The sequence below is a fragment of the Gardnerella sp. c10Ua_244 genome (assembly GCF_055818055.1).
In genome coordinates, this window is record NZ_JARFVS010000001.1 from 38,600 (window position 1) to 64,663 (window position 26,064).

23 protein-coding genes and 1 tRNA gene are annotated in these 26,064 nt (G+C 42.9%); 9 read left to right on the forward strand and 15 right to left on the reverse strand.

Features of this window, described 5'->3' with window-relative positions:
• Nucleotides 1-148: 148 nt before the first annotated feature.
• The 4 genes from P0108_RS00190 to P0108_RS00205 all read right to left on the reverse strand — a co-directional run bounded on the left by P0108_RS00190 (nt 149) and on the right by P0108_RS00205 (nt 4,790).
• Nucleotides 149-607, reverse strand: a complete 459-nt coding sequence (locus tag P0108_RS00190) for a cell division protein SepF (protein ID WP_004105139.1) — start codon at nt 605-607, stop codon at nt 149-151.
• A gap of 24 nt (nt 608-631) precedes the next feature.
• The gene (gene ftsZ / locus P0108_RS00195; protein ID WP_116440542.1) at nt 632-1,843 is read right to left on the reverse strand and encodes a cell division protein FtsZ; all 1,212 of its coding nucleotides are present in this window, start codon (nt 1,841-1,843) and stop codon (nt 632-634) included.
• Nucleotides 1,844-2,045: 202 nt separating this feature from the next.
• Nucleotides 2,046-3,200 (reverse strand): tRNA dihydrouridine synthase DusB, encoded by a 1,155-nt coding sequence (gene dusB, locus P0108_RS00200; RefSeq protein WP_064621738.1) that lies wholly within the window; start codon nt 3,198-3,200, stop codon nt 2,046-2,048.
• Between the two features lie 69 nt (nt 3,201-3,269).
• Nucleotides 3,270-4,790 carry a glycine--tRNA ligase gene (locus tag P0108_RS00205; RefSeq protein ID WP_473730663.1) on the reverse strand — a complete coding sequence of 507 codons (1,521 nt, stop codon included), beginning with the start codon at nt 4,788-4,790 and terminating at the stop codon, nt 3,270-3,272.
• A 179-nt stretch (nt 4,791-4,969) separates the two neighbouring features.
• On the opposite strand from P0108_RS00205, the gene P0108_RS00210 reads away from it, so the two are divergent.
• Together P0108_RS00210 and P0108_RS00215 are read left to right on the forward strand one after the other, a co-directional pair.
• Nucleotides 4,970-5,335, forward strand: a complete 366-nt coding sequence (locus tag P0108_RS00210; RefSeq protein ID WP_033888601.1) for an MTH1187 family thiamine-binding protein — start codon at nt 4,970-4,972, stop codon at nt 5,333-5,335.
• Between the two features lie 64 nt (nt 5,336-5,399).
• Entirely contained in the window at nt 5,400-6,632 is a 1,233-nt protein-coding gene (locus tag P0108_RS00215; RefSeq protein WP_033888600.1) for a M20 family metallopeptidase, read from the forward strand.
• A gap of 17 nt (nt 6,633-6,649) precedes the next feature.
• Here P0108_RS00215 and P0108_RS00220 read toward each other — a convergent pair whose 3' ends face one another.
• From P0108_RS00220 to P0108_RS00230, 3 genes are read right to left on the reverse strand one after another with little or no spacing between them, the layout of a single operon-like run.
• Nucleotides 6,650-7,444, reverse strand: coding sequence for an isoprenyl transferase (locus P0108_RS00220; protein ID WP_004110536.1), 795 nt, complete (start codon nt 7,442-7,444; stop codon nt 6,650-6,652).
• A 2-nt stretch (nt 7,445-7,446) separates the two neighbouring features.
• Nucleotides 7,447-8,193 carry a DNA repair protein RecO gene (recO, locus tag P0108_RS00225; protein WP_004110538.1) on the reverse strand — a complete coding sequence of 249 codons (747 nt, stop codon included), beginning with the start codon at nt 8,191-8,193 and terminating at the stop codon, nt 7,447-7,449.
• Nucleotides 8,194-8,223: 30 nt separating this feature from the next.
• Nucleotides 8,224-9,735, reverse strand: a complete 1,512-nt coding sequence (locus tag P0108_RS00230; protein ID WP_473730664.1) for a DivIVA domain-containing protein — start codon at nt 9,733-9,735, stop codon at nt 8,224-8,226.
• 118 nt (nt 9,736-9,853) lie between these two features.
• Here P0108_RS00230 and P0108_RS00235 point away from each other — a divergent pair.
• Nucleotides 9,854-9,927 (forward strand) — tRNA-Val (locus P0108_RS00235).
• 44 nt (nt 9,928-9,971) lie between these two features.
• Here the strand turns inward: P0108_RS00235 and P0108_RS00240 are convergent.
• Complete coding sequence (locus P0108_RS00240; protein ID WP_004110543.1) at nt 9,972-10,859, reverse strand: YlbL family protein; 888 nt, start codon at nt 10,857-10,859, stop codon at nt 9,972-9,974.
• 260 nt (nt 10,860-11,119) lie between these two features.
• Here P0108_RS00240 and P0108_RS00245 point away from each other — a divergent pair, with 260 nt between their 5' ends.
• Complete coding sequence (locus P0108_RS00245; RefSeq protein WP_076002688.1) at nt 11,120-12,883, forward strand: zinc-dependent metalloprotease; 1,764 nt, start codon at nt 11,120-11,122, stop codon at nt 12,881-12,883.
• Between the two features lie 154 nt (nt 12,884-13,037).
• On the opposite strand, the gene P0108_RS00250 is transcribed toward P0108_RS00245, so the two are convergent.
• On the reverse strand, nt 13,038-14,585 hold the full coding sequence (locus P0108_RS00250) for an ATP-dependent helicase (RefSeq protein WP_076002687.1): 1,548 nt from the start codon (nt 14,583-14,585) through the stop codon (nt 13,038-13,040).
• Nucleotides 14,586-14,740: 155 nt separating this feature from the next.
• Here P0108_RS00250 and P0108_RS00255 point away from each other — a divergent pair, with 155 nt between their 5' ends.
• Both P0108_RS00255 and P0108_RS00260 read left to right on the forward strand, forming a co-directional pair.
• Entirely contained in the window at nt 14,741-16,471 is a 1,731-nt protein-coding gene (locus P0108_RS00255; RefSeq protein WP_041160557.1) for a phosphotransferase, read from the forward strand.
• Between the two features lie 63 nt (nt 16,472-16,534).
• On the forward strand, nt 16,535-16,753 hold the full coding sequence (locus P0108_RS00260; protein ID WP_004105154.1) for a DUF3107 domain-containing protein: 219 nt from the start codon (nt 16,535-16,537) through the stop codon (nt 16,751-16,753).
• 73 nt (nt 16,754-16,826) lie between these two features.
• On the opposite strand, the gene P0108_RS00265 is transcribed toward P0108_RS00260, so the two are convergent.
• Entirely contained in the window at nt 16,827-17,684 is an 858-nt protein-coding gene (locus P0108_RS00265; RefSeq protein WP_076003140.1) for a PHP domain-containing protein, read from the reverse strand.
• Nucleotides 17,685-17,859: 175 nt separating this feature from the next.
• On the opposite strand from P0108_RS00265, the gene P0108_RS00270 reads away from it, so the two are divergent.
• Nucleotides 17,860-18,510: a vitamin K epoxide reductase family protein gene (locus P0108_RS00270; protein ID WP_012913942.1), complete on the forward strand. Its 651-nt coding sequence runs from the start codon at nt 17,860-17,862 to the stop codon at nt 18,508-18,510.
• Nucleotides 18,511-18,536: 26 nt separating this feature from the next.
• Here P0108_RS00270 and murI read toward each other — a convergent pair whose 3' ends face one another.
• The 5 genes from murI to P0108_RS00295 form a co-directional block, all read right to left on the reverse strand.
• Nucleotides 18,537-19,310 carry a glutamate racemase gene (gene murI, locus P0108_RS00275; protein WP_102155360.1) on the reverse strand — a complete coding sequence of 258 codons (774 nt, stop codon included), beginning with the start codon at nt 19,308-19,310 and terminating at the stop codon, nt 18,537-18,539.
• A 62-nt stretch (nt 19,311-19,372) separates the two neighbouring features.
• On the reverse strand, nt 19,373-21,034 hold the full coding sequence (gene nikE, locus P0108_RS00280) for a nickel ABC transporter ATP-binding protein NikE (protein ID WP_064621668.1): 1,662 nt from the start codon (nt 21,032-21,034) through the stop codon (nt 19,373-19,375).
• A 6-nt stretch (nt 21,035-21,040) separates the two neighbouring features.
• The gene (locus P0108_RS00285) at nt 21,041-22,750 is read right to left on the reverse strand and encodes an ABC transporter substrate-binding protein (protein ID WP_102703405.1); all 1,710 of its coding nucleotides are present in this window, start codon (nt 22,748-22,750) and stop codon (nt 21,041-21,043) included.
• 173 nt (nt 22,751-22,923) lie between these two features.
• Nucleotides 22,924-24,120 carry an ABC transporter permease gene (locus P0108_RS00290; protein ID WP_102155364.1) on the reverse strand — a complete coding sequence of 399 codons (1,197 nt, stop codon included), beginning with the start codon at nt 24,118-24,120 and terminating at the stop codon, nt 22,924-22,926.
• Nucleotides 24,117-25,046 carry an ABC transporter permease gene (locus tag P0108_RS00295; protein ID WP_064622007.1) on the reverse strand — a complete coding sequence of 310 codons (930 nt, stop codon included), beginning with the start codon at nt 25,044-25,046 and terminating at the stop codon, nt 24,117-24,119. Before P0108_RS00295 ends, P0108_RS00290 begins: the two co-directional genes overlap by 4 nt.
• Nucleotides 25,047-25,555: 509 nt before the next feature.
• On the opposite strand from P0108_RS00295, the gene P0108_RS00300 reads away from it, so the two are divergent.
• Together P0108_RS00300 and P0108_RS00305 are read left to right on the forward strand one after the other, a co-directional pair.
• Nucleotides 25,556-25,831 carry a BrnT family toxin gene (locus tag P0108_RS00300; RefSeq protein ID WP_288231277.1) on the forward strand — a complete coding sequence of 92 codons (276 nt, stop codon included), beginning with the start codon at nt 25,556-25,558 and terminating at the stop codon, nt 25,829-25,831.
• A complete protein-coding gene (locus P0108_RS00305; protein ID WP_410311001.1) occupies nt 25,809-26,012 on the forward strand; it encodes a hypothetical protein in 204 nt (67 codons plus the stop codon). The genes P0108_RS00300 and P0108_RS00305 overlap by 23 nt, the downstream gene beginning before the upstream one ends.
• Nucleotides 26,013-26,064: the final 52 nt, after the last annotated feature.

Genomic DNA, 26,064 nt, shown 5'->3' on the forward strand with positions numbered 1-26,064 from the left:
CGTTATTTGGGCTATATGCCTTTAGTTTAAATTCGCATGATTTTAGTCATGCTCGTACGCATCGCTTTTATGCTACCAAAAAGTATAAAAAAGCAGCGAAAGTTGTTAAACAAACGCTGCTCAATTAATTCTTTAGCAAATACAATTTTTAGGAGAACAAGTCACGCGCAGTATTGTCGTTCGGAGCATCCTCTACTTTGATATTCACTTGTGCTGGGCTTAGCAAAAATACCCTAGGAGTCACACGCTCAATAGAACCGCGAACACCAAATACAACTCCAGCAGAAAAATCAACAATACGATACGCAACTGATTCAGTTACACCAGTAAGGTTTAAAACCACTGGAACACCGTCACGCAAAGCACGACCTACCATTTGCGCATCATCGTAAGACTTAGGATGAATTGTAGTAATACGACTCATACGACTAGCATTCGCACGAGCAGAACCACCACGCAAATCATTACCATGTTGCGACACAGCAGGAGTTACCGAGCGATCATTATCGAATGACGTTTCTTGAACATCAGATTCAGCATAATCATCATCCTCAGGCACATCTGCCATACCAACGTATGACATCACGTTCTTCATAAAGCCAGCCATGAAGCAACCCTCCTCTCGTTACGCTTAACGCAGAAAATCAGGAATATCTAATTCGTCAGGTTCAGCAGTCTGCTGTACAGGAGCTGCAGAAGGAGAATATTGCTGATTCATTGCAGGCTCAAACATAGAAGGCATAGAAGCAGGTTGTTCTACTTGTGGAGCAGCTTGAGCTTCCTCTTTGAAAGATGACGTAGACTGTGCAGGAGCTACAGGCTTAACATCTGCTTGCATATCAACAAACTGACCAGCTTTAGCTGAGGACTCCTCCGCCTTAGGATGGGCATCAAATCCAGCAGCAATAACCGTAACTCGAACCTCATCGCCGTAAGAATCATCCAAAGAAAGACCCCAAATAATTTGAGCTTCTGGATGAATAGCTTTACGAACAAGTTCAGTTGCAGCAGAAGCTTCCTGAAGCTTCAAATCACTTGGACCTGCGATATTAATCAAAGCACCGTGAGCACCCTCAATGCTTTCTTCCAGCAATGGGGAGCTAATAGCGATTTCAGCTGCCTGAGTTGCACGATCCTCGCCCTTTGCAGCACCAATACCGAACAATGCGGTACCTGCTCCGCGAAGAACAGCTGTAACATCAGAGAAATCAACATGAATGTAAGAATTCATGGTAATTAAATCAGTAATGCCTTGCACACCTGCGAGCAACGCAGTATCTGCCGTCTTAAATGCTTCAATAATTCCAATAGTACGATCAGAAATTTCCAAAAGACGATCGTTTGGAATAACAATCAACGCGTCAACTTCTTTGCGAAGATTTTCGATACCAAGTTTTGCAGATGCAGCACGTTGCGGTCCTTCAAAACCGAATGGACGTGTAACAACAGCAATAGTCAAAGCACCTTGCTGATGAGCTGCACGAGCCACAATCGGGCTTGCACCAGTACCCGTACCACCGCCTTCACCGCAGGTAACAAACACCATGTCAGCACCCTTAAGTGCCTCTTCAATGTCTGATTGATGATCCTGCGCAGCCTTAGCACCCTTTTCAGGGTCAGCACCAGCGCCCAAGCCTCGGCTCGAAGCATCAGATAATGAAATCTTTACATCAGCATCAGAACGCAGTAAATCTTTAGCGTCAGTATTAATGGCCACAAACTCTACATTCTGTAGGCCCTCGCTGATCATCCGATTGACGGCGTTACCGCCGGCACCACCGACGCCGACTACCTTGATGATGGTTTTGTCGTTGAAATTGTCAGTCTGGGCAATCTCGCTCACCGTTATCTCCTGTCACTCACGCACGTTTACACAATATTTTAGCGCAAAACGCTCGATACTGACGACGTTTTCACAATAAACTGAAAAAATGTCACTGTTTTGATAATACACCGTGCTATATGCAAATATGAGCACAAGGTGATTTTAATAGAACATTATCGAAATAATCAGTGCAAAAAAATGACGAAAGCCCTAGAAAACACTAGTAACTTGCATCCATTGGATCATCACCAAATAACGCCTCTCGCTCTTCGTGACTAGTTGTACGAGAATCTAACCACCCATACGGCAAATGAACTTTTTTAGCAAATCTAACTCGCCCACGCGGCGTGTCTAACACTTTTTCTGGCAAACGAAGAGAACCGTCAAGCATATCGAGATTACGTTGAACATCCTCAATCGACTCGCACTCCATAAACGCTTTACGAGTGCCACCACCAACAGGAAAGCCCTTTAAATACCAAGCGACATGCTTACGCAAGTCGTGAACAGCCATACGCTCGTCACCATCATAAAACTCAACTAAAAGCTTCAAGTGACGCAAAATAACGGAACCAACTTCTGTCAAAGTAGGATTCACACGATTATCGCTACCTTCGCAAGCATTGCGAATATCAGCAAACAACCATGGGCGACCTTGACATCCTCGACCGATAGCAACGCCAGCGCAGCCAGTTTCCTTAAACATTGCGAGCGCATCTTCCGCACCCCAAATATCACCATTGCCAAAAACTGGAATATCGAGTGCTTCTACAAGCTCGCCAATACGCGTCCAGTCTGAATGACCACCATAATATTCTGCAGTTGTACGAGCATGCAAAGTTACAGCAGCGCATCCTTCTTCTTGCGCAATATGACCAGCTTGAATAAAAGTTTCATGATTCTCGTCAATTCCAACGCGGAATTTAGCCGTAACAGGGATTCCTGCTGGTTCGCAAACAGAAACAACGCGATGCAAAATTTCTTGCAACAAATCAGTTTTCCAAGGAAGAGCAGAACCACCGCCGCGTCGCGTCACTTTTGGAACTGGGCAGCCGAAGTTTAAGTCAACGTGATCAGCCATGTTTTCGTCGACAACAATTCGAGCTGCTTGCTCTACAATAGAAGGATTTACACCATAAAGTTGCAGCGAGCGCACTTTTTCGCTAGGCGCAAAACGGCATAAACGCAATGCTTTTGGATTTCGTGCAACTAAAGCTCGAGCTGTAATCATTTCTGCTACGTAAAGCCCGTCCGGACCAAATTCGCGGCAGATTACGCGAAATGGCCAGTTAGTGATCCCCGCCATTGGAGATAAAACAACAGGAGTTGCAATATGAACTTTCCCTAAATCCACTGGTTTTATAGAAAAATTCATATTGCTTTAACTCCGTTCACTATAATAATAATTTTGCTTATTAATGCTTAAGCACTACTCAAACGCGTATTAGTATAATCCGCCAGCAGTAGCGATTTGTACAGGCTTAGACTCGTCTTCGCCAGCTTCTTTAGCAATATCCGTAGTACCGTCGGCTGCACGAGTACCAACGATTTCAACAGGGCCTTGCGGATACTTAACACGTTTTTCGTTAATTCGGCTAGCGACGTAATCTGCAACCTTGTCCAAGGAAACACGCTCTTGTTGCATAGTGTCGCGCTCGCGAATTGTAACAGCATGATCTTCTAAAGTATCGAAGTCAACTGTTACGCACAAAGGAGTACCAATTTCGTCCTCACGACGGTAGCGGCGACCAATAGCACCAGCTTCGTCGTAATCGATAACCCAATCATGCTGACGCAAATCTGCAGCCAAATCTTGAGCAACAGCTTGTAATTCTGGCTTCTTACTCAAAGGCAAAACTGCAGCTTTAACAGGAGCCAAACGAGGATCAAGTCGAAGAACAGTGCGCTTGTCAACTCCGCCCTTAGTGTTTGGAGCTTCGTCCACGTCATAAGCATCAACCAAAAATGCCATAAGCGAGCGCGTAAGACCAGCAGCAGGCTCAATAACGTAAGGCACATACTTTTCGCCAGTAGCCTGGTTGAAGTAGCTCAAATCCTCGCCGGAATGCTTAGCATGAGCAGACAAATCGTAGTCAGTACGGTTTGCAATACCCTCAAGCTCTCCCCAATCCGAACCTTGGAAGCCAAATTTGTATTCAATATCGACAGTGCGCTTGGAATAGTGGCTGAGCTTCTCCTTAGGATGCTCATACATGCGCAAGTTTTCTGGCTTAACACCCAAATCCACATACCAACGCACACGAGTGTCAATCCAATACTGGTGCCAAGCTTCGTCGGTTCCAGGCTCTACGAAAAATTCCATTTCCATCTGCTCAAACTCGCGAGTGCGGAAGATGAAGTTTCCAGGCGTAATTTCGTTGCGGAAAGACTTACCAATATTCGCAATGCCAAAAGGCGGCTTTTGACGAGCAGAAGTCATGACGTTCTTAAAATCAACGAAAATGCCCTGAGCTGTTTCTGGACGCAAATAATGCAAGCTATTTTCGTCTTCAACCGGTCCTAAATGAGTGCGAAGCATCATGTTGAAGTCACGTGGCTCAGTCCAGTTTCCGCGAGTACCACAATCTGGGCAAGCAATGTCTTTTAATCCATTTTCTGGCATCTTGTCGCCATGCTTTTCAGCATAAGACTCTTCCAACTTATCTGCACGATGACGCTTATGGCAATTCAAGCACTCAATCAAAGGATCGTTAAACACGGAAACGTGACCGGAAGCAACCCACACCTGTGAAGGCAGAATAATGGAAGTATCCACTCCAACAACATCTCCACGCGTGGTCACCATGTAGCGCCACCATTCGCGCTTGATATTATCTTTTAACGCAACACCGAGCGGGCCGTAATCCCACGCAGAACGCGTGCCACCGTAAATTTCGCCGGCTGGGAACACAAATCCTCGACGCTTAGCCAAGGAGACGACTTCATCAAGCTTTGAAACAGCCACAATACACCTTTTCGTAAAACTAGAAAATTCGGGTGAAAACGTTGCTATTATAGAAAAACCCTGTGACGCTTGTAAAATTGTTAAAGTAATGCAAATTTATAAGTTTGTTGACGCATTATTTGGCGTTGTCTTGTTTTGCTAGATTTGCATAAGATTACGATTTTAAAGGGATTGTTACTATGAGTGAAAATAATAACGAGAATACAAACGACCACGCGAACGAGCACAGAACTAACACGGTCGCGGCGTTGTGCATTGCTCCAAGCGGAGTCGGAGACGAGTTGAGCGAGTACGTGGCGGATGCTGTACAAGTAATTCGCGATTCTGGATTAAAGAACGAAACTAACGCAATGTTCACGAATATTGAGGGCGAATTTGATGACGTTATGCGCGTTGTGAAAGATGCTACGATGACTTTAGTTAGTAAAGGATACCGTACTGGAGTAATACTAAAATTAGATATTCGCCCTGGTTTTAGCAATCAAATTGACGCAAAAAGTGCGCTTGTAGATAAGATTCTCGACAAACGAAATAAAGAAGAATAAAACTAAAATCAAATAATCTCAAAACTCAAAAAAGTTATAATAAAACAAAAGAAAGCAGGAATTTATGCTGCAACTTACGGCAGTTCAGAAAATATTATCCGATTTAGATGAAACCCAAAGAGAACGAGAAAAACAATACAAATACTTTCATCAACATCCTGAACTGTCAATGAAAGAAGATCATACAGCTCAAACAATTATTGATATTCTTAGCGAAGCTGGGATTGAAACAAAGCGAGTTGGAAAAATAGGCGTTGTGGCAGAGATTAAAAACGGCGAAGGTCCTGTTGTTGCTATGAGAGCGGATATCGATGCGCTTCCAATTAAAGAAAATTCAGGAAAAGATTACACTTCAACAGTTAGTGCGCAAGACGAAAATGGCAAAACGGTTGGAGTTTCACACGCTTGCGGTCACGATTTTCATATTTCCAGCCTACTTGGTGCCTTGAAGGCTTTTAATGAGCATAAAGATGCTTGGAAAGGAACGTATATTGGCGTTTTTCAGCCTGGAGAAGAAACAGCTCAAGGCGCAAAAGACTTGGTGAAAAATGGCATTATGAGCATGATTGCAAAGCCTGACGTTTACCTTGGTCAGCATGTGTTGGGCACTATTCCTGCAGGAACAGTCGGTATTCGTTCGGGCGCGTTCTTAACTACTGCAGCTTCGATTCGCGTGCACATTTTTGGTAAAGGTTCGCATGGTTCTATGCCTGAGTTGAGCGTTGACCCGGTGGTTGTTGCTTCGTCAATTGTGCTTAAATTGCAGACGATTGTTTCTCGCGAACTTGCAGCTAAAGATTACGCAATTGTTACAGTTGGCGCGCTTAATGCAGGAAGTAAGTCGAATATTATTCCTGATGATGCCGAGCTTTTAATTAACACAAGAACTTATAGCGAAGATACTCAAAAATTTGTGCACAATGCTATTGAACGAATTGTGCGTGGAGAGTGCGAGCTTGCAAGATGTCCTAAAGAACCAGAGTTTACGTATTATGATTGCTATCCGCTTACAAATAATGATCAGAATGCATCTTTGCGCGTGCGTAAAGCTTTTGATGAATACTTTGGAGAAGATTCTGTAGATATTTCGCGCGCTTCTGCTTCGGAAGATTTTTCTATAGTCGCGAACGCTTTTAAAACTCCTTACGCTTACTGGGGCTTAGGTGGTTTTGCGGATATGCAGAATGCTCCTGGAAATCACAATCCGGCATTCGCCCCAGATTTGCAGCCCACTCTTAATCGCGGATTAGAAGCTGCAGTTGTGGCAGCTTGCGCTTGGCTCACTAGCGAAAAGTAACAAATCTTAGTGAGATACTAGGCGTTTTTTACGCCACCAAACCTGCGGTCGCGATGCGCATAGCGGTCAATCGACCTCCACAGCACTTCGCGGCCGTAATCCGGGAATAGTTCCGGCACAAAATCAAGTTCCGCGTAGGATGCTTGCCAAGGCAAAAAGTTGCTAGTGCGCTGCTCGCCGGAAGTGCGAATCACCAAATCGCAATCTGGAATATCCGGATTATACAAGTGCTCAGCAATCATTTTTTCACTTACACGATCGCCTTTAATTTTGCCATTTTGAATTTCTTTCGCGATTTGCGCGCAAGCATCCGCAATTTCTGCACGACCGCCGTAATTTATGCAAAAAACAACGTCAATAGTTTTATTATTTTTGGTGATTTCTTGCGCTTTTTCCAACTCGTCAATAACAGACTTCCACAATCTAGGGCGCCTTCCTGCCCAACGAACGCGCACTCCCCATTCGTTCATTTGCGCAACTCTGCGGTGAATAATATCCCTAGAAAATCCCATTAAAAAGCGCACTTCTTGTGGAGATCGCTTCCAATTTTCGGTAGAAAAAGTGTACAAGCTTAAGTAACGAACTCCTGCTTCTATAGCTCCTGCAATAACGTCAAAAACTACCGGTTCTGCAGCTTTGTGACCTTCGGTTCGAATCATTCCGCGCTCTTTTGCCCAGCGTCCGTTTCCGTCCATAATCACACCGACATGACGAGGCACTTTGCCCTTAGGAAAATCTGGTATGTGAGAAGGGTCACTAAAAGGAGCCGCTGGAATATCGAGCGACTTATAATCCACGTTTTCAAAAGCCATACTTACGAATGTAACAACCCCATCGAACGAATAGGTCGCTCAAGATAATATTCAGCCCATTGCTGAACGCATCGCATAGTAGAAGAATCAACCGACACTCCGTCAAGAACAGACCAGTTTCCTTGCGCAAGAGCACACAATTGCAAACGCGTCGAATTAGCACAAACTATTGAATCCGGAGTGTGATCACTTGCACACATCATTCCACCTGCGCAAGGCGAAAAATAGCATAAATCTTCATTTTTCCCACATACAACACAAGCTTGTAGTCGCGGAGACCACCCAGCTAATGACAATGCTCGCAATATATACGACACGCCAATAGCATCAGGAGAATGCTTATGCTTGGACAATGAAAGTAAAGCCGCAGTAAGTAGACGATACTGCCCTAGCGTATCTTGATATTCACGCCTGTATTCATCTGTATATTCGTTAGAAACAAGCAAATCCACAACTTCAAGCATGACGTTTGCATACTCATAGGACGTATAATCTGCACAAATTTCACCAGCATAAGCAGCAATAGAAACAGCCTGCGAGACTACATCCAAAGATTTACCTTGTGCAAGAAGCAAATCAACACGCATAAGCGGCTCAAGACGACCACCAAAACGTGATTTAAGCCTACGAACTCCCTTTGCAACAGCACGAACTTTGCCATGCCGCTTAGTAAGAAGCACAACAATCCTATCCGCTTCACCTAAAGGAAAAGTACGAAGCACAACAGCTTCATCGCGATACAATGGCATAAATCAAACTATATCTTTTTAATAGTTAGATTAATTACGATCGTTATTTTCCGAATCATCGTCGCCTTGAGAAGAGCTACCGAAATTAGTAGATTCATCAATATGACCAATAATTGGGAATGACAAATCTGGAATATCTAAACTCAATGGCTTACTCGGCTGCAAATTAGAAACATGCAACTCCGGAATATTAAGCGAAGAATGCTGCGAGGAATGCTGTGCAGAATCTTGAGGAGCAAATGATGGAATTGATTCATCAGGAGCAGGAGCCGCAACAGGCTTAGGCGCAGATGAATTATTGCGATTACGAGCTGCAGGAGTGAAAGAAGGAGGTAGCACAGAAGATTCAGAAGAGTTTCGCATTACTGTAGCGCTTTGCAAAAGCTCGTCATTGCTATCAGTATCGTTAAGAACATTAGAAGGCTTACTTGCAGCAGCATGAGGTGTAAATATTGCGCGCTCAGACTTATTTAACGCTTCAAACGAATCATTAGAATCTTGATTAGCATAATCTACAGGAGCAAAAATGCTTTGTTTATCATGATTTGGCACGCTAGGTATTGAGCGAGGTGCAATCTTAGACAATCTATCCGCAGTGTCTTCATCATCCACAGCATCCTCAACAGGTTTGAATATTGAAGAAGCAGAAGGTGCAGTGGCAGAAGCGGAAGAAGCTGCAGAAGCAGCACTGAAATCAGATGCAGGCTTTATTGAAGGAGCAAATGATGGAACAGACTCTTCAGAATGGTTATAAGATTCCGTAGATTCTGAAGATTTAGCAGGCTCTTCAGCTTTAGTTACAGGAATAACAGAAGGAGGAACAGAAGCAGGAACAGAAGCAGGAGCAGAATAAGATTCAGATGCTGCTCGAGAGTATGAGGAACTACTATTATCCGCATCAACATACTGTTCTACACGCTCAAAAGATTCCAAGCTGCTAAGCAAACGCACACAAGCGTTTAAATAATAATCAACTTGACGCTCATCATAACCGTGCTTACCGTTTTTTTGCGTAAAAATCACATTAGAAACATAAGCAGAATCAATATCTTGTAATGTTTCTTTGTCCGTTTCCCACTCAAGCTCATGACCAAGCATAAGAGCAATCTTATCTAATGCTTGATCGACCATAATATCCACTTGTTTACGCGCATAAGACGGGTGATGCGAAGAACCACGATCAAAACGATCGCGATAATCTCTTTGAGCATGTTGCAAAAGTTTACGATAAAGCGCTTCTACACGAGCTTTCCATGCAACTCGTCCGCATTGCGCCAATTCTTGCTCAGTGCACTTATCTACTACCGCACGTTCCAAACGCGATAACGCAGCATCAACTTGACCAATAATGTAACCATTACGCTCCAAGTCAAAAGAAACCTCTTGAATATCTTTCTGCGTAAGTCGAGCTTCATCGCTTTCGTACAAAGTGTGAGCACGCTCTAGAAAAGCATTCACCTGTGCGACGTTATATCCTAACTTACGCTTACCCACACGCTCCATTGCTGAAGCATTACGAGCGGTATCAGGTTTCTGAGCCATCGAATATCGACCTCCTGAGCACATGTTCTTATTCAGTATACTGTACGCGATTGTTACGACGCGCGCCACACGTTGCATTCGTACACACCATCATGTATGTTTTTAATTTGTTGCAAACGGGCGATTAGCTCAGCTGGCTAGAGCGCCACCTTTACACGGTGGATGTCGGGGGTTCGAGTCCCTCATCGCCCACTTTCTGCTCTTTATTTGGTTTCTGCTTTATTTGGTTTATTGTTTTATTTCACATTGCAGCTTGGCAATTTATTTGCACCACGACCAGAACCAATAGCTTTTAACGCTTTGTAAGCATCATCCAATGTTTTTACACTTACAACGCGCAAACCTTGTGGCACATGCCCAACAACTTCATTGCAATTATCGTAAGGCGCTAAGAACCAAGTAGCCCCATCTCTTTTAGCTGCAATCATCTTTAACCGAATACCACCAATTGCACCAATTTTTTGCGATTTTTCAATAGTTCCAGTTCCGGCTATCGTCTTACCACCAGTTTCTTGTTCAGGAGTAAGCTTGTCAAGAATTCCTAGAGTGTACATCATTCCGGCAGACGGTCCACCAATATCTTCAATATGTAAACGAACTTTTACATCTTCTTTTTTAATTCCAAGATGCTTAGACGCGTACTGTAACGCAACATTTTGAGCAAGGCTTTGCGAATCATTCATCTCGTTTGTGGATTCCTTCTCATACTCGTCAGCACTCTGCCCTACTGGCACAATAGCTTCACGAGGCAACAAACTTTTATGAGGATCCATCCACGAAATCAATGAATAAAATGTTGAAACCTCATATCCAGGAACACCAGAAACATTGACAGTAATCAACAATAATTTACCAGTATCATGATTTTCTTTTACTCGAGAACCAGACATATCAATCACAGGAGTATTTGATAGGGATCCTAAAACATCCTGCGTTGGACCAGGCTCTTCTACGACGTATGCACTTGGAAGCGACAACGCAAAAATCGCAACAATTACTGTAAAGAATCCTGCAAAATATCGCAAAGAATGCGAAGTAATGTACAAAACTAAAGCATGAGACAGCGAGCGCAAGGATCTAAAACACGCACGGAATACACTAGCACCTGTAGAAAAGCGAAACATGCTTGTATCATGACACAAGCCCTATATAGTTTTGCTTTAAAATATATTTGCACGCAAGTTATAGCACATAAAACCATATTATCGAGTAAAATATTTGTATTAAAAAATATTTTTATTAAGAAGATGCGCTAAACTCGCATATAAAGACGTGTAAAATACGTATAAATACTTATAAAATACGTACAAATACGTGCAGATACGAAACGTATAAAAATAAAAACTGTAAATTATGCAACACGTGGCACGAGAAGGATACGCTCATGAATGACGATGCAATTCACCAATGGCTCATTGAATGCTTTGGGCCAATACAAGGAGAAGAAGCATGGAAACAACTTGATCAGCTTCCGTTTGAGCTACGCGAACAACTCTTAAATCAGAATCCAGATAAGCTTCCTAAACCAGACGAAGTTCGCGGAATGATGCAAGCTTTTAGTGCAGGCGGTCTTAATAATCCGTACGAAATGGAAGCAACACTTGAAGAAGGGCCAATTAATCGCAAGTTAGCGCAATCTATTGCTTTACAGCACGCTAATGGCGATCAAGGAAATGTAAATGCAGACGTAGCAGATGCCACACGAAGAGCTTTAAGCCAAGCGAACTTATGGCTAGATATAACGTGCAATTTCAATCCTGCTCCTGGAACGCCAGAAGTATTGTCTAGAGCTGATTGGGTAGAAAAAACGCTTGAAGCTTGGGTTAAATTCGCTAATCCTGTTGCAAAATCAGTAAATGAAGCACTCACTTCTGTTATTGAAGAGCGATTCCGAGATGTGGATGATGCTGAAGTAAAAGGATTATTTGCAGGAGTTGTGCCAATTCCGCTGCCTGAAGGAATGAATAATCCAGCGCAACTCATGAAACTGCTTGGAAACACTTCGTTTGCTATGCAACTGGGTCAAGCAGCTGGAGCACTTTCACACGAAGTACACGGTAGTTTTGATCAAGGTCTTGCGCTGTTGCAAAATCCTGCAGGCGGATTAATTCCATACAACTGCATTGAGTATGCAAAAGTGTGGGAGTTGGATATTACAGAAGTCATGAATTATTTGGCTTTGCGAGAAGCTGCACACGCAAGATTATTTGCATCCGTGCCATGGCTTATGCCACGATTTGAAGCGCTGATTATTAAGTACGCAAACGGAATAAGCATTGATTTAGAGGCTATGGAAGAACAGCTTCGCGACGTGGAAACAATGAATCCGGAAGCAATTTCAGGAGCTGTTAATTTGCAAAATATTGGCAGCAATGATTCTGAGGAGCAGCGTCAAGCTTTGCACAGTTTGGAAACTTTGCTTGCACTTGTTGAAGGTTGGGTTGATTGTGTTACATGGCAGTCTGGAATGGCTCATATTGTGCACATTGAGCAGTTGCGAGAGATGATGCGTCGCGAACGAGCTGCAGGAGGACCTGCAGAAGTGACGTTTGAATCGTTACTTGGTTTGCATTTGCGCCCTCGCCGTATGCGCGAGGCATCGCAATTGTGGGAAAAGTTGACTCGCGAGCGCGGTATTGAAGAGCGAGATAGCTTGTGGAGTCATCCAGATTTGTTGCCAACTTTGCCGGAAGCTAGCGAAGTTACGAAGGATGCTGGTAATGAAAGTAAAGCTGGTAACGACGCTGGTGACGCAGGTAACGTAGTTACGAAGGAAATCGATGCTGAGGATGCAACGGAAACTGCTGCAAAAAATGCAACAGAAACTCAGTCTAATCAAACTAATGAAGCAACTGAAAAAACTAGCGAAAGTCACGAAAGTACAGATAGTTACGAAAGTAACAAAAATATTGCTCACGCTATCGAAAATGCGCCTATCGAAAAATCGTTTGAAAAATTAACAGAAGACGATTTAGGCACAAATGATTGGGATGCCGAACTTAGCAAGCTTTTGGAAGAGGATGCACGCCAAAAGAAGCAAAACAGCGAAACCGGTAACGAAACTGACGACGAATCCGGCGACGAATCCGGTAACGAAGCTGGCAACGAATCCGGCAATTCCGACGAAACTGATGCTGACGGCGAATAAAACTCTTGTAAAACTCCTGATTCAATAACAATCCAGCTGAATAATCGACATCAACGCTCAAAACGGCATAAACTGTGCAACTGTGTAAAGAAAAGGTCGGTCTCAACCAAAAACGACCAAAACTTTACACGAGCGTAAAATTTATGCCGCGAGATTAAGCCAGAAAGCGACTAGGCACGCGATTCATGCCAGTTCCACTGTCTTTTCTAGAAGCGTAAGAAAGATGCAAAGTCTTTTCTGCGCGAGTTATTGCAACGTACATAAGTCTGCGCTCTTCTTCCAAAGCACTGTCATCAGCCGTAGAGCCAAAAGGAATAAGCCCTTCAGAGCAGCCAATTACGTAAACATGCGCAAACTCTAAACCTTTAACAGCATGAATAGTTGAAACAGTAACAGTTGAAATATTAGAAGATGCAAAAACGTCAGAAATACCTTGAGAACCGTAGCTTTGCGCATCCTCTAAAACATTTCGCTGCCACCCCACGTCTTTTCTCACGCGATACGGAAGTTTTGCTGCTTTTAACGCTTTACAAACTACTTGCTGTTGAGCATTGGTTCTCGTTAGTATTGCGCACTCCCCAAGATGTGCAACGCCGCTTTTTACAAGTTTTGCAATTTGCTCAACTACGCCCAAAGCTTCTTCAACATCGGTTGCAAAAACTTGCTGGCTAACACGAACGCCGCCTTTTGTTGCCGCCTTAACTTTTACGTAATCCTTTTTATGCGCAGAAGCCACAAGCACTCTATTAGCAAGACCTACTATGCGTTCTGTGGAGCGGTAGTCGGTATTCAAACTAATATCTGCTCCAAGAGGAGCAAATTCTTGCGGAAATGAAAGCAAATAGTAACTATTCGCACCTGCAAACGAGTAGATTGTTTGCGCAGGATCGCCCACTACGCAAATATCGCGGTTCTGCCCCATCCATAATCGCAACAATTCGTGCTGTAAAGGAGACACATCCTGATATTCGTCAACTGTGATCCATCCGATTGATTGCTTAATACGGTTTGCAGCTTCCGGAAAATTTCGTAAAATATGGCAGCAAAGTAGAAGAATATCGTTAAAATCGATGCAATTATGCGCATTTTTTTCGGTTTCGTAAGCTTCATATATATCGACAAATTGCTGCGGCTCTAAACCTGCAGGAGGCAAACGGTGCGTAGAAGCGCACACACGCAAGTAATCGTCAGGCGCAATAAGCGAAACTTTCGCCCAATTAATTTCTGCCAAAATATCGCGAGTTTGCAACAAAGTCATATCCGCAAAATCCGGATAACGCTTAAGCGCAGAAGCTATGATTTGCTGAGAATCATTCATAATTGATGGAAATTGTGCTGAACAGACGTCGTTCCACACGCTGCGAATGTGTTGCAAAGCCGCAGAATGAAATGTTGAGACGCATCCAACATTACTTACACCAAGAGCCTCAATACGCGATCTCATTTCCGCAGCTGCTTTTACAGAAAAAGTAACTGCCAAAACTCTTTCAGGATCCCACTTACCAGTAGCGCAAGCATACGCAATTCTGCGCGTAATAGTGCGCGTTTTACCAGCTCCTGCACAAGCTATAATGCGCACTGGCCCTTCTAGTGCGGTAGCAGCTTCGCGTTGCGAATTATCCAACCCGTCTAAAAGTGCTTCTGGAGAAGTCACTTGAGAAGTTTTAGAAGTCACTTGCGAAGGTTCTGGTGAAGAATTCATAATTCTATTGTTGCAGCAATAACAACGCTTACGCAACAAGAATAAAAATATGTGTATAACTTACAAAAAATTGGCAAAATTTCGGTGCTTTGTATTACTGTGGGAGTGTGACACAACTCAGTAGATTCAAGTTGGCAGCACTGGCATCTGCAGCCATGCCCGAAGTACAGTTTGCAGGAACACGCCAAAGTGAGCAAGTTAATGCCACTGATACCGCGGCTGGAATTTCTCACGCCGTTGTGCAAGATATTTCCGGTAAGCTTTACGACGTTTTTATCAGTGCGGATAGTAAAGGTCGCAAGCGTTTGCATGACCGGGCTCGTGCAGCATGGACTCTTGAGCACAGTAAAGATTTGGCAGCTTTGGGATTCGCTTACGACACTATGCTCACGTTTATGCCAGGAAAACGCGAAGATGCTAATAATAACGCTGGAAATGTTGCAAATAATGTAACCGATGAAAATTCTACAGTTGCTGGCACTCAGCAATACGTACAACAGCAATCTACACAACAGCAATCTATACGAATGTCAAGCATTATTGCCAACAACAACGATGAAGACACTGTGCTTATTTGCGAACATCTTGAAGGTAGCGCTCGCGACTTGCGTCTTCTTACTACTGACGATTGCGCAAATGTTGGAACTGCAATCGGCGCTATTCATCGCCTGCGCCCTACTTTCGTAACGCGCGGAAAATACTCTGCTTTTACTACTGGTCAAATTCGCGCACAGTTAACCGGTTGGATTAAAAGACTTCGTCAAGCCGGTCATATTCCAACCGAAATTACTGACAGTTGGTCAAGAGTGTTGGAAACTGAAGGATTGTGGTCATTTGAAACTTGCCCAGTACACGGCGGTTTTATGGATGGCGACATTTTGTTTGCTGGCTCAACAATTACTGCTGTGACAAATTGGCAAAGAATGCAAATTAACGATCCTGCGCGCGATTTGGCTTGGATTTTTGCAAAACTTAACGAGCAGCGCCGAAACGCAGTGCTTTCTGCATACGGTAGAATTATGGGTTCTCGTTTAGATAGTTTGATTATGCTTCGCGCAAACTTGTGGCTGCAAATGGAACAAGTTGGCGATTTTGTTCAAGCTTTGCAACGTGCAGATAACACTAGTATTATGCGTTTTAAGGCTCAAGTTGAGCGTTTAGCGCACGAGCTTAGTCGTATTAGCAATGCACAAACTGCTAAAACTGGTCGTGCTGCAGGAAATCCCGTCTCGACTATTACAGTTGGAACGCTTCTTGAAAATGACAATACGCAAAGTCGCCAAATTTCTAAGAATAATTCTACTGAAAACCAACTAAACACTGGAAATAGCGACGAAACTCATGAGCGAGACATTACTTCAGAAAGAAATACTGAATTAAATAACACTCAAGACGAGACTTACGATAGCAACAAAACTATAAGCGACGATACTCATGAGCGCAAAGTTCAATATGCTGGCACACACGCAGCTAACGCTGAGGAGGCTGAAAAAGCAGCACAACTCGCTGACGACACAGCAACTCAAGTAATTACTCATGTAAAAACTCAAACAGTACACGAAACCGCAGAAACTATTGTGCAAACTGCAATGAGTAAATCTGCCGATAGCAATGCTAGTGCTGAGCATGAAAACGTTAGTAACGCTGGTAGCAATGAGGAAGCTAAGGACGCCAAGAACAACAATGATTCTGAGGTTAAGGATGAAGTTATAGTTGAGCGTGACAGTAAGGTTGATAGCGCAAACGAGACTTCTTCGGACTCAAAACTTTCTGAAGATACAGAAAGAAATACGCAAAAAAATGACGATAAACCAGAAACCGTAATCATCCCTCTGCTAGAGCGTGAAGAACGAGCAATGCGCGACGCACAAGCAGACTTAGACTAAGATAAATAAAATACTAAATACTAATTAAAACGATAAATAGCGTAAAAAGCAAAAGGAGTATGTATGCGAGTTGTTTTAGGAGTAAAAAACGTTTCTGATTCCATCGATTTTGAAACCAACCAAAGCGCAGAAGAAGTGCGCAAAGTGATTAACGATTCCAAGGATATGCTTGAGTTTACGGACGTAAATGGGCGCACTATTATGGTCTCAGCTTCGTCGCTGTCTTACGCACTCATCGGCGATACGCCAAAGCATTCAGTAGGCTTCGGAGCACTCAACTAAAATAACGAAATTCCGCTAAGAGCGGCAGAAACTTTACAGCAACATAAATAAATAAATAAATAAATAAATAGTTTTAGAGCTTATAGCCGCGCAAGAGTATTTCCGATACTACTTCGCGGCTTGTTGTTTCTTCGCCCAAACGATTTGGCTTACCGTAGCCATGCCAATCCGAGCCGCCCGTCACAAGCAAATCGCACTTACTCGCTAAAGAAAGCAGTCTTTCACGCTGTGCTTTAGAATTTCCGCGATGATACACTTCTAAACCGTCAAGACCAGCTTTAGCAAACGATATAATTTGATTATCCGAAAGAAGCACGCGGTTACGCGTAGGGTCGGCAGGATGCGCAATAACAACAACCCCTCCAGCATCTTTAACAGCCTCAATAACTTCACGAACATTTGGAGAAGGAGTTGGTATATAGTACGGGCTGCACGGAGAAATAGGCCCAGCAAAAGCTTCAGAACGCGTTTTATACACGCCAGCTTTTACTAAAGCATCAGCGATATGCGGCCGCCCGATTGTAGTTAAGTCGCCGAGCTTCGCTTGAGCCAAAACGTCATCCCAAGTAATTGGAAAATCGCGCGACATACATTCAACCATACGCTTTGTGCGATCAAAACGACGCTTCCTAGTAAGCTCAAACATGCTCACAATCATGCTATTTTTCGGATTGTACTGGTATGCGAGCATGTGCACAAACACGCCTGAGTCTTGCGCAGTAATCTCCGAACCAAATAATACTGGCACATTCGAAGCTTTAGCAGCCTCTTGAAAATCATGCCATCCTGCAGTTGTGTCGTGGTCAGTAATAGCAACACCTTGCAAACCAACGATTTTAGCTTGCGTAATTAAATCTTCTGGAGTTGCAGTGCCGTCTGAATAAACAGTATGACAGTGCAAATCCCAGCGTTCGCGCGCAAAATTCATCATGCTGGAGTTGCTATCGCTAGCATGATTTGATGCGTCACGTTGGTTGTTGCTTATTGCGGTCATATAATCATCGTAAACTGTGCCATGTAACGAGAAATGAATATGCACACATAATTATTTGCTATTATTTATTATTATTCACATCATTCGCAATTAGTAACTTTTAGGAGCAGCAATGAAGCAAACTAACGCCGCTAAAGAAGACTATGAAACAACACTTAGCGGATGGAGGCACTCTGCAGTATGGACGTATGGCATTATGCTATTTTTCTCTGCGGTAGCACTCATAACTTCGCTTATACTTTCTGCTGAAACCCTTGCTTTAGCGCGCGAACCTAATAAGCTGCTCAGTTGCGACTTCAACAGCGTAGTATCCTGCTCTAGAGTTGCGCAAACTTGGCAGGCAGAAATTGTGAAATTTGGCGAATTAAGCTTCCCAAACGCATTCTTTGGAATTGCTGCAGAAAGCGTATTCGTAACGCTCGCAGTTATTGGAATGATTCGCGTACGCGTGCCGCGATGGTTCGCAATTTGCACTTGGCTTGGTGGATTATGCGCGCTTGCCTACGCTTACTGGCTGTTTTCGCAATCTATGTTCGTAATTCACGCGTTGTGCCCGTGGTGCATTGTGCTTATGTTCTCCACAACAATGCAATTTATATCATTGACTCACGCAAGCGTAAGTTCGCAAAAGTTGCTTGTTAAGCGTTTTAGCTTGCTGGAAAGCTACTACCGTTTGCGATACGACTTGCTCATAGACGTGCTTTGGATTGCGGCATTGCTTACTTTGATTTTGTGCCAATATTCTAAAGTATTTTTTGGCTAAATAAGAGCGATTTTTAACGCAAGATTTTAACAGCACAAGCTCTTCGCAAGTTGCTGCATGCGCAAGCTTGTATCCGAATTAGTAAGAGTTATGCTGCCTTCTTGAGAATCGCTTGCAAGCTCATTATTAAGTTCCAATATTTTGCGCAAATGATTAATAGTTCCTTCGTTGCCGTCAACAATATTCGTGCGCGCAGGCAAAAACTCGCGGAAATAATCCCTATAAAACACAAAATGAGTGCAGCCCAGCACAACCGAATCAATACTGTCTAAATCATACTCGTCGAAATACTTGTGAAAAGCAGCAAAAACTACATCACGATTATTAAGCTCCCCACGCTCAACAATACGCACTAAATCAGGACAAGGCTGCGAAAAAATCGTGTTATTTTGCGAAAAACGTTGCAGCAAATCCGCAAACTTATGCTCGCGCAAAGTAAGCTCAGTTGCGGCCACAATTACGCGCTGAGGCTCACCTTTACCTAAATCACAAGCTAATTTAAGCGCCGGCTCCATACCTACGATAGGTATATTGTAATGCGCGCGCAAATCGTTCACAGCTGCGGAAGTGGCAGTATTACAAGCAATTACAACAGCTTTTACATTTAGGCGAACAAAATGCTCGACAATTGCAAAGCTTAACTTTTTAACTTCTTCAGGCGTTTTAATGCCGTATGGCGCGTTTGCAGAGTCGCCGAAATAAATAATTCGCTCATGCGGAAGAGCAGCATGCAACTGACGAGCTACGGAAATGCCTCCAAGCCCAGAATCAAAAACGCCAATTGCTGCCGACGATGCCATAAACTACCTCCTAAAAACGCTTACTATCGTAATGGCGAGTGTCAACATACTAGGAAAACATACTACGAAATATATTGAACGCTGCCATTTCTAATTATGGCAACTTCGCTAGCAACTTCTTGCACAACGCCAACATCATGAGTAATAAACAAGCATGCGTAACGGTATTTTTGTTGCAAATCATGCAATAAGTTAAGTACACAACGTTGCACTGTTACGTCAAGCGCAGAAGTTGGCTCATCCACAATAAGCAGAGAAGGCTGCAAAATCAACGCTCGCGCAATACCTACGCGCTGTCTTTGACCTCCGGAAAGCTCGTGAGGAAAACGGCTTGCGAATTCAACTGGCAGTTGTACTTGATTAAGCATTTCTCCAACGCGCTCTAAACGCTCATTGGCATCAAGATTCGTGTGTAAAAGTAATGGTTCTGCAATACTCCAGCCAATGGTTTTACGCGGATTTAGTGCGGAACCTGAATCTTGAAAAACGTATCCAATTCGCGATAATGCTTGGCGGCGAACTTTATTGTTTAATCTGTTTAAGTTTTCTCCATTAAGTAGCACTAATCCTGAATTTGGTTTGATTTGCCCAGAAATAAGCTTTGCAATAGTGGTTTTCCCAGCTCCAGACTCCCCGACTAAAGCTAGTGTAGAGCCAGAGTTAATGCGCAAGTTTGCATTAGCGAGAGCAAGCTTATTTGAATCTTTGCTAAAACGAGCATGCGAATACTTCACACTTACGCCTTGAACTTCAACTACTGGAGATTCAGAACCTGGAGATTCAGAAATATTCTTAGCAATATTCTTAGCAATTGCTTTTGCTACTTCTTCTATACTTTCATAAGAATCACCACTTGAAGCATATTGCATATCAAATTTAGGAACAGAATCTAGCAAAGTGCGCGTATATTCGTGCTTAGGATTCGCAAAAATATGCTGAACTTCGCCAGATTCCACAACATTCCCGCCTTGCATTACATACATTTCATCTGCGAGCGCGCGCACAACACTCATATCGTGCGTAATAATTAACACAGCAAGCTGTAATTTCTCCGACAAATTACGTATAAGACGTAAAATATCTCGTTGCGTGGTGATGTCGAGTGCTGTTGTAGGCTCGTCTGCAATCAAAACTTGTGGACGATTTATTAAAGCCATAGCAATCATCGCACGCTGGAGTTGGCCGCCAGAAAGCTCATGCGGATAAGAACGATACACGCGCTCAGCATCACTCAACTCAACCTCGAGGAGCTGCGAAATCACACGCTTCTTACGCTCTCTTTGGCTAAGCTTTCCTGCTTTTTCAGGATGATATATTAGCGCTTCTTCTATTTGCTTGCCAATTGTTTTCACAGGATTAAACGCACTGGACGGCTCCTGAAAAATCATGCCAATCATACCACCGCGAATATGCTCATAAGAGGCATCTTCGCTAAGCAAATTTATAAAAGATTCGTTAGCATCCGAAGCGTTAAGAAGTGCCGCATTCCCTTCAACACGCGCATTATTATCGAGCAATCCCATAAGAGCCAGCGCAGTAAGTGACTTTCCAGAACCGGACTCGCCTACTAACGCAGAAACCATTCCAGCACGCAATCGCATAGAAACATTGCGTGTAATTTGCCTACCGTCAATCGAAACCGACAAATCTTCAACGCTTATAACAATTCTTTTACGCGCATCCAAATCTTTATTATCCAAAGCTTGCGCATCCAAATTCGTCATCTTCAATCACCTATTCAAAGACACAGCTGCATAATTAGGGTAAGCAGGAAAACTTCCGATGTAGAAATTCTCAACACCGCTTCCATGAATAAACGTATTATGCGAGTAAATAAGCGGAACAACAGGAGAATCTTCCATAATAGCGTGATCCGCCTTTTGCCACAGTTTATGAGCCGAATTCTCGTCAACAGTTTGCACAGCTTCGCGAATTAAAGCATCTACTTTAGGATTCGAATAACGAGAAATATTCCAGTTACCGCCGCCAATTTGCGAAGAATCAAAAAGCGGTCCCAAATTCGCAAAAGCAGAAGGAAAATCAGGCTGCCACGAAGCCAAAGCCAAATCGTAATCTCCGGAATTTGACGTAATTGCATCCGTAAAGTTTACTGCGTCAACAGTTTTAATCGTCACTTTAATACCAGCTCGCTTTAAACTTGATTGCACAGAAGATGCCACTTGCGTTTGATCCGGACGAGCAATCAGAATCAACTTAATATCGGTTTTACCTGATTTTTTCAACAGTTGTTTAGCTTTCTCAACGTTCCCTCGAGGATCTTCAGAATACAAATTAAACTGCTTTCGACCAGAAATACCAGGCGTAATAAGCGTAGTAGCAAAACCTCCAGCAATTTCGCCGCCCTTCGCAGTTCGATACGACTGCTTATCAACAGCATACTGAATCGCTTTTCGAACATTGATATCCGTTATTCTGCGCGTATTCATAGCCAAATATTCAAGAGCACCATCACTACTAGTAGTTAGCAACTTGCGAGATTGAGGATGCGCTTGAGCTTGTGCAAGCTGAGCAGGCGGCACAAAATCAGCCAAAAATGCGGCTTTTGTATCCGTATTTCCTTGAATCATAGACTGAGCTGAAACAGTAGTGTCTGAACCAAGTTTCCACACAATTTCATCTGCAGAAGCTGTGCGAGTACTGTCAAGCTTGGAATCCCAATACTTATTGCGTTGCATTACAACTTGCTTTCCAACTTCGTTCTGCACAATCCTGTATGGTCCTGAAGATTTCGGCCTTTTACTATATGTCTGAGCATCGCCTGAACTAGTTGGAACTGGCACAAATGCAGCCAAAGATGTCACCCACGGCCAATCTGCAAAAGGTGCTTTCAAATGGAAAATAATCGTTTGATTATCTGGAGTTTCAATCGAATCAAGCGACTTTCCGTCGAATGGTCCTCTATAGTTTTCAGCTCCAACAAGAAGAGTTTTGTGATATCCAAAACCACCGCTTAACGAATCTGCAAACGAGCGCTCAATACCAAATTTAATATCGTGCGAAGTGATTTCGGTTCCATCTTCATATTTAACACCCTTTTTAAGAGTGTATTTCCAAGTTTTTCCGCCGTCACTTGTTGTGCCAGTATCCGTTGCCAAATCTGGAACTACGCGCGTTTGCTTGCTTAAATCCGGATTTACTTTCCAAGTAGTAAGCGCGCGGAAGATGAAATTATTTGACGTAATTGGCAAACCCTGACTGCGCGCTGGATCGAAATTCATATTCGTATTTGACGTAAATATTGTAAAAGTTCCGCCTTTTTTAGGATTAGAATTTAGCACGGAAGTGTTCGTAATACTGGTTTTCCCAGAGTTGTAATTTGTGCAAGCTGAAAGCGAAAGTAGTGAAATTGTAAGTAGTGAAAAAGCTGCTGTTGAAGCAAGAATTTTCTTTGAAGCCGTATTATTTTTGAAAATGAACATAATAATCCCCTTATTTCTTTAATCTTTTCTATTTAAAATTTAATTCTTTAAAACTCGCGCATAAGCTATTTAACATTTTTGAACTTGAGAAAAAGTGAGCGAGCTGACACGAGCAGCATCAAGCAAACGCAAGCGCTTAGTCCTCGCCCACTAACAATTTCACTCGAAAGGCACTAACAGACTGCGGCACGAGGATCGATGAAACGATAACAGATGTCAACAATAAGATTCGCAACAATCACAAGCGCAGCCGCAAAAAGCGTCACACCAACCAGCACTTGCAAATCAAGATTTTTAACAGAATCAAGAAGTAGCGAACCCAAACCTTGCATAGAGAAAACTCTCTCAGTAATCACAGCACCGCCAAGCAAACCGCCTAGATCCAAGCCAAACATTGTTAGCACAGGAAGCATTACGTTAGGCAGAGCGTGACGAGTTATAACTTTCGTTCGCGGCATACCCTTAGCCAAGGCAGTGCGCATATAATCCTGTTGCAACTCGTCAAGCATATGAGCACGAGTAAGTCGCGTATAATAAGCAGCGTTAAGAAGCGCCAAAACAATCCACGGAAGTAGCAAATGCTGCAGCCAACCTAAAGGATCATCCGAAAAATTCACATAACCGCCTGTAGGGAAAATTGGCAGATATACTGCAAAAGCAAGTATTGCAAGCATACCAATCAGGTAAGCAGGGGACGAAATCCCCACTGAAGAAAGCGCTCTAAATGCACGATCAAAAAGCGATCCTTCTTTAGAAGCAGAAATCACTCCGGTTACTACACCAATAATTACCCAAAGTAATGCAGCGCCAATCGCCAAAGAAGCTGTCACAGCAAAACGGCTCATAATAAGATCTGTGACTGGTTCGTTAAGCGTGAAGGACCAGCCTAAGCATGGAGACGAGCAGATAATTGCGTCACCAGCGGCTGAAATTCCTGAGGATGCAGAATTAGTTCCAAATTCTCGTCCAAAAAATATCCCACGAATATAGTTTCCAAGCTGCTCATACCACGGCGCGTCCGTGCCCATAAATGCGGAAACTCGAGCCAAACGCTCAGGAGTGCACGGCTTTCCGCAAGCTAGTTGCGCAGGATTCGCTGGGAGCATAAAGAAAATAAGGAATAATACAACTGCAATCAGTGTTAAAACAAGTACCGCGCTTGCTGAACGCTTTATTAAAAACGTAAGAAAATCTACGGTTTTGCTAATAATTCGCGGGTTTTTTGCGGATTCATTATTGCTGTTATTACTAATATTTTGTTGCATATTTTTCTTCTGCGTATTATTTACATTCTGCTTATTGCTGATATTTTTCGTACTGCTATTACTATTTTTTGTATCGCTATTACTAATATTTTCCTTATATCTCATGCCGTCGCCGCCTTTTTAGCGCGAGGCTGAAGAGCACTGGCCAAACCGTCACCAACAAGATTAAAACCGAAAGTTAGCAAGAACAGTGCAGTTCCAGGGAAAAGTAAATACCATGGGTCAACTAAAACCCACTGCACAGCTTCCGCAATAGCGCGACCCCACGAAGGCGAAGGCGGATTCATACCAACGCCAAGGAAAGACAACGCAGCTTCAGCTCCAATTCGTCCAGGAATAAGGAACGTTACATTCACAAGCAACAACGGCATCATATTTGGCATTATTTGTTCACGAAGAACATGCCACGTACCGGCTCCCATTACGCGAGATGCAACTGCAAAATTGCGAGATTTAAGCGTAAGAGTTTGAGCGCGAACTAAACGCGCAATACTTGGCCAACCAAAAAATCCTAAAACAAGTATTAGTAGAAGCGGACGCGGAAAATCTTGCGGCACAACAGCAGACAAAGCAATCGCAAAAATCAGGAACGGGAAACCGAAGAACACGTCCATTGTGCGCGAAAGCAAAGCATCTGCAAAACCACTGAAATACCCTGCAATCATGCCGATTACGATGCCAAGAAATAGCGATATTATGGTAGAAGCGACGCCAATTCCAAGAGATACGCGCGCGCCATGAGCCACAATTGCAAAAATATCAAGACCACGAAGTGGCGTAACACCAAACCAATGCTGGAAATTAATGCCACCAAAACCTGTTGGAACAGAATTAAAATCTAAATATTCTGGATGCTCATCATAAGGATTATTGCCAGTGATTGCAGTAAAAGCATCGGCAAAAATTGCCAAAATCACAAAAATTGCAATAATTATACTTCCGATAATAATGCCAGAATTATTTCCAGTAGGAACGGTGACGCTAGATGAATCACGCTTATAGCGTGAACGAAATACACCGACCCTTCTCATCTTTACTCATTTCGTCACCTGCACTTTCTTTTTGAATATCATGCAATATAAATTAACGCAAAACACAAATCGAGTAAAAATTTGTATTGTTGTCTTATCGACACTATAGGAACCCATAGAAAACGGGGTGTCACATTGACTCGCTTTTCGATTAAGCGTAGCGCGAAAAGCGACCCAATGCGGTAGCACCGACTCAATGCTGAAAGCACAGTGTGCTTTCAGCATCGGCGCGCACTCGATTACGCTTTCTTTATTCTCTTAAGAAAGCGTAATCTGACGACCAACAATCCAAAAAATGTTAATTAATTGCCCTTGCTTGAAGCTGCATTGTGCGCTTCAAGCAAGCTCAATGCGGTAGCGCGCTTTTATAAATAGCCTTTAACCACAATGCGTAAAAAATCTAGGAAAGCCGACTTAAAGCATTTACGATACTTAATACAAAACAACAATCATTAAAAATAGTTTCAATTGATGCTATTTTACGTTAAAATAGACGATAGAAGGTGAGTATGAATTTTGAATACGATCCTGCAAAGAGCTTAAAAAATTTAGCTAAACATGGTATCAGTTTCAAAAAAGCTCAAATACTTTGGAATAATGAAATAACTGAAATCGAATCCAAAAATTCAGGAAATGACGACGCTCGCTACTTAGTTTTTGGAAAGATAGACAGCAAACATTGGACCGCAGTAATAACAAAAAGAAATAATCGAATTCGTATTATTTCTGTAAGAAGATCACGAAAGAAAGAGGAACAATATTATGAAAAACACCACAAAGAGTAAAGAAATAAGCGGAAAAGAAATTGATAGAAAATTCGATAACGGTGAAGACGTACTTGAGTACTTTGATTTGGAACATCCAACTATACAAAACCACTCGAATGAACAAAAGCACGTCACATTTATTATGCCTGAATGGATATTGAGAATAATGAAATTCTTTAGAATAGCTACAACGCGGTAGTCAATAAAAGAAATAAATAAAAACAAAACGTGCCGACGTATTGAAATACACC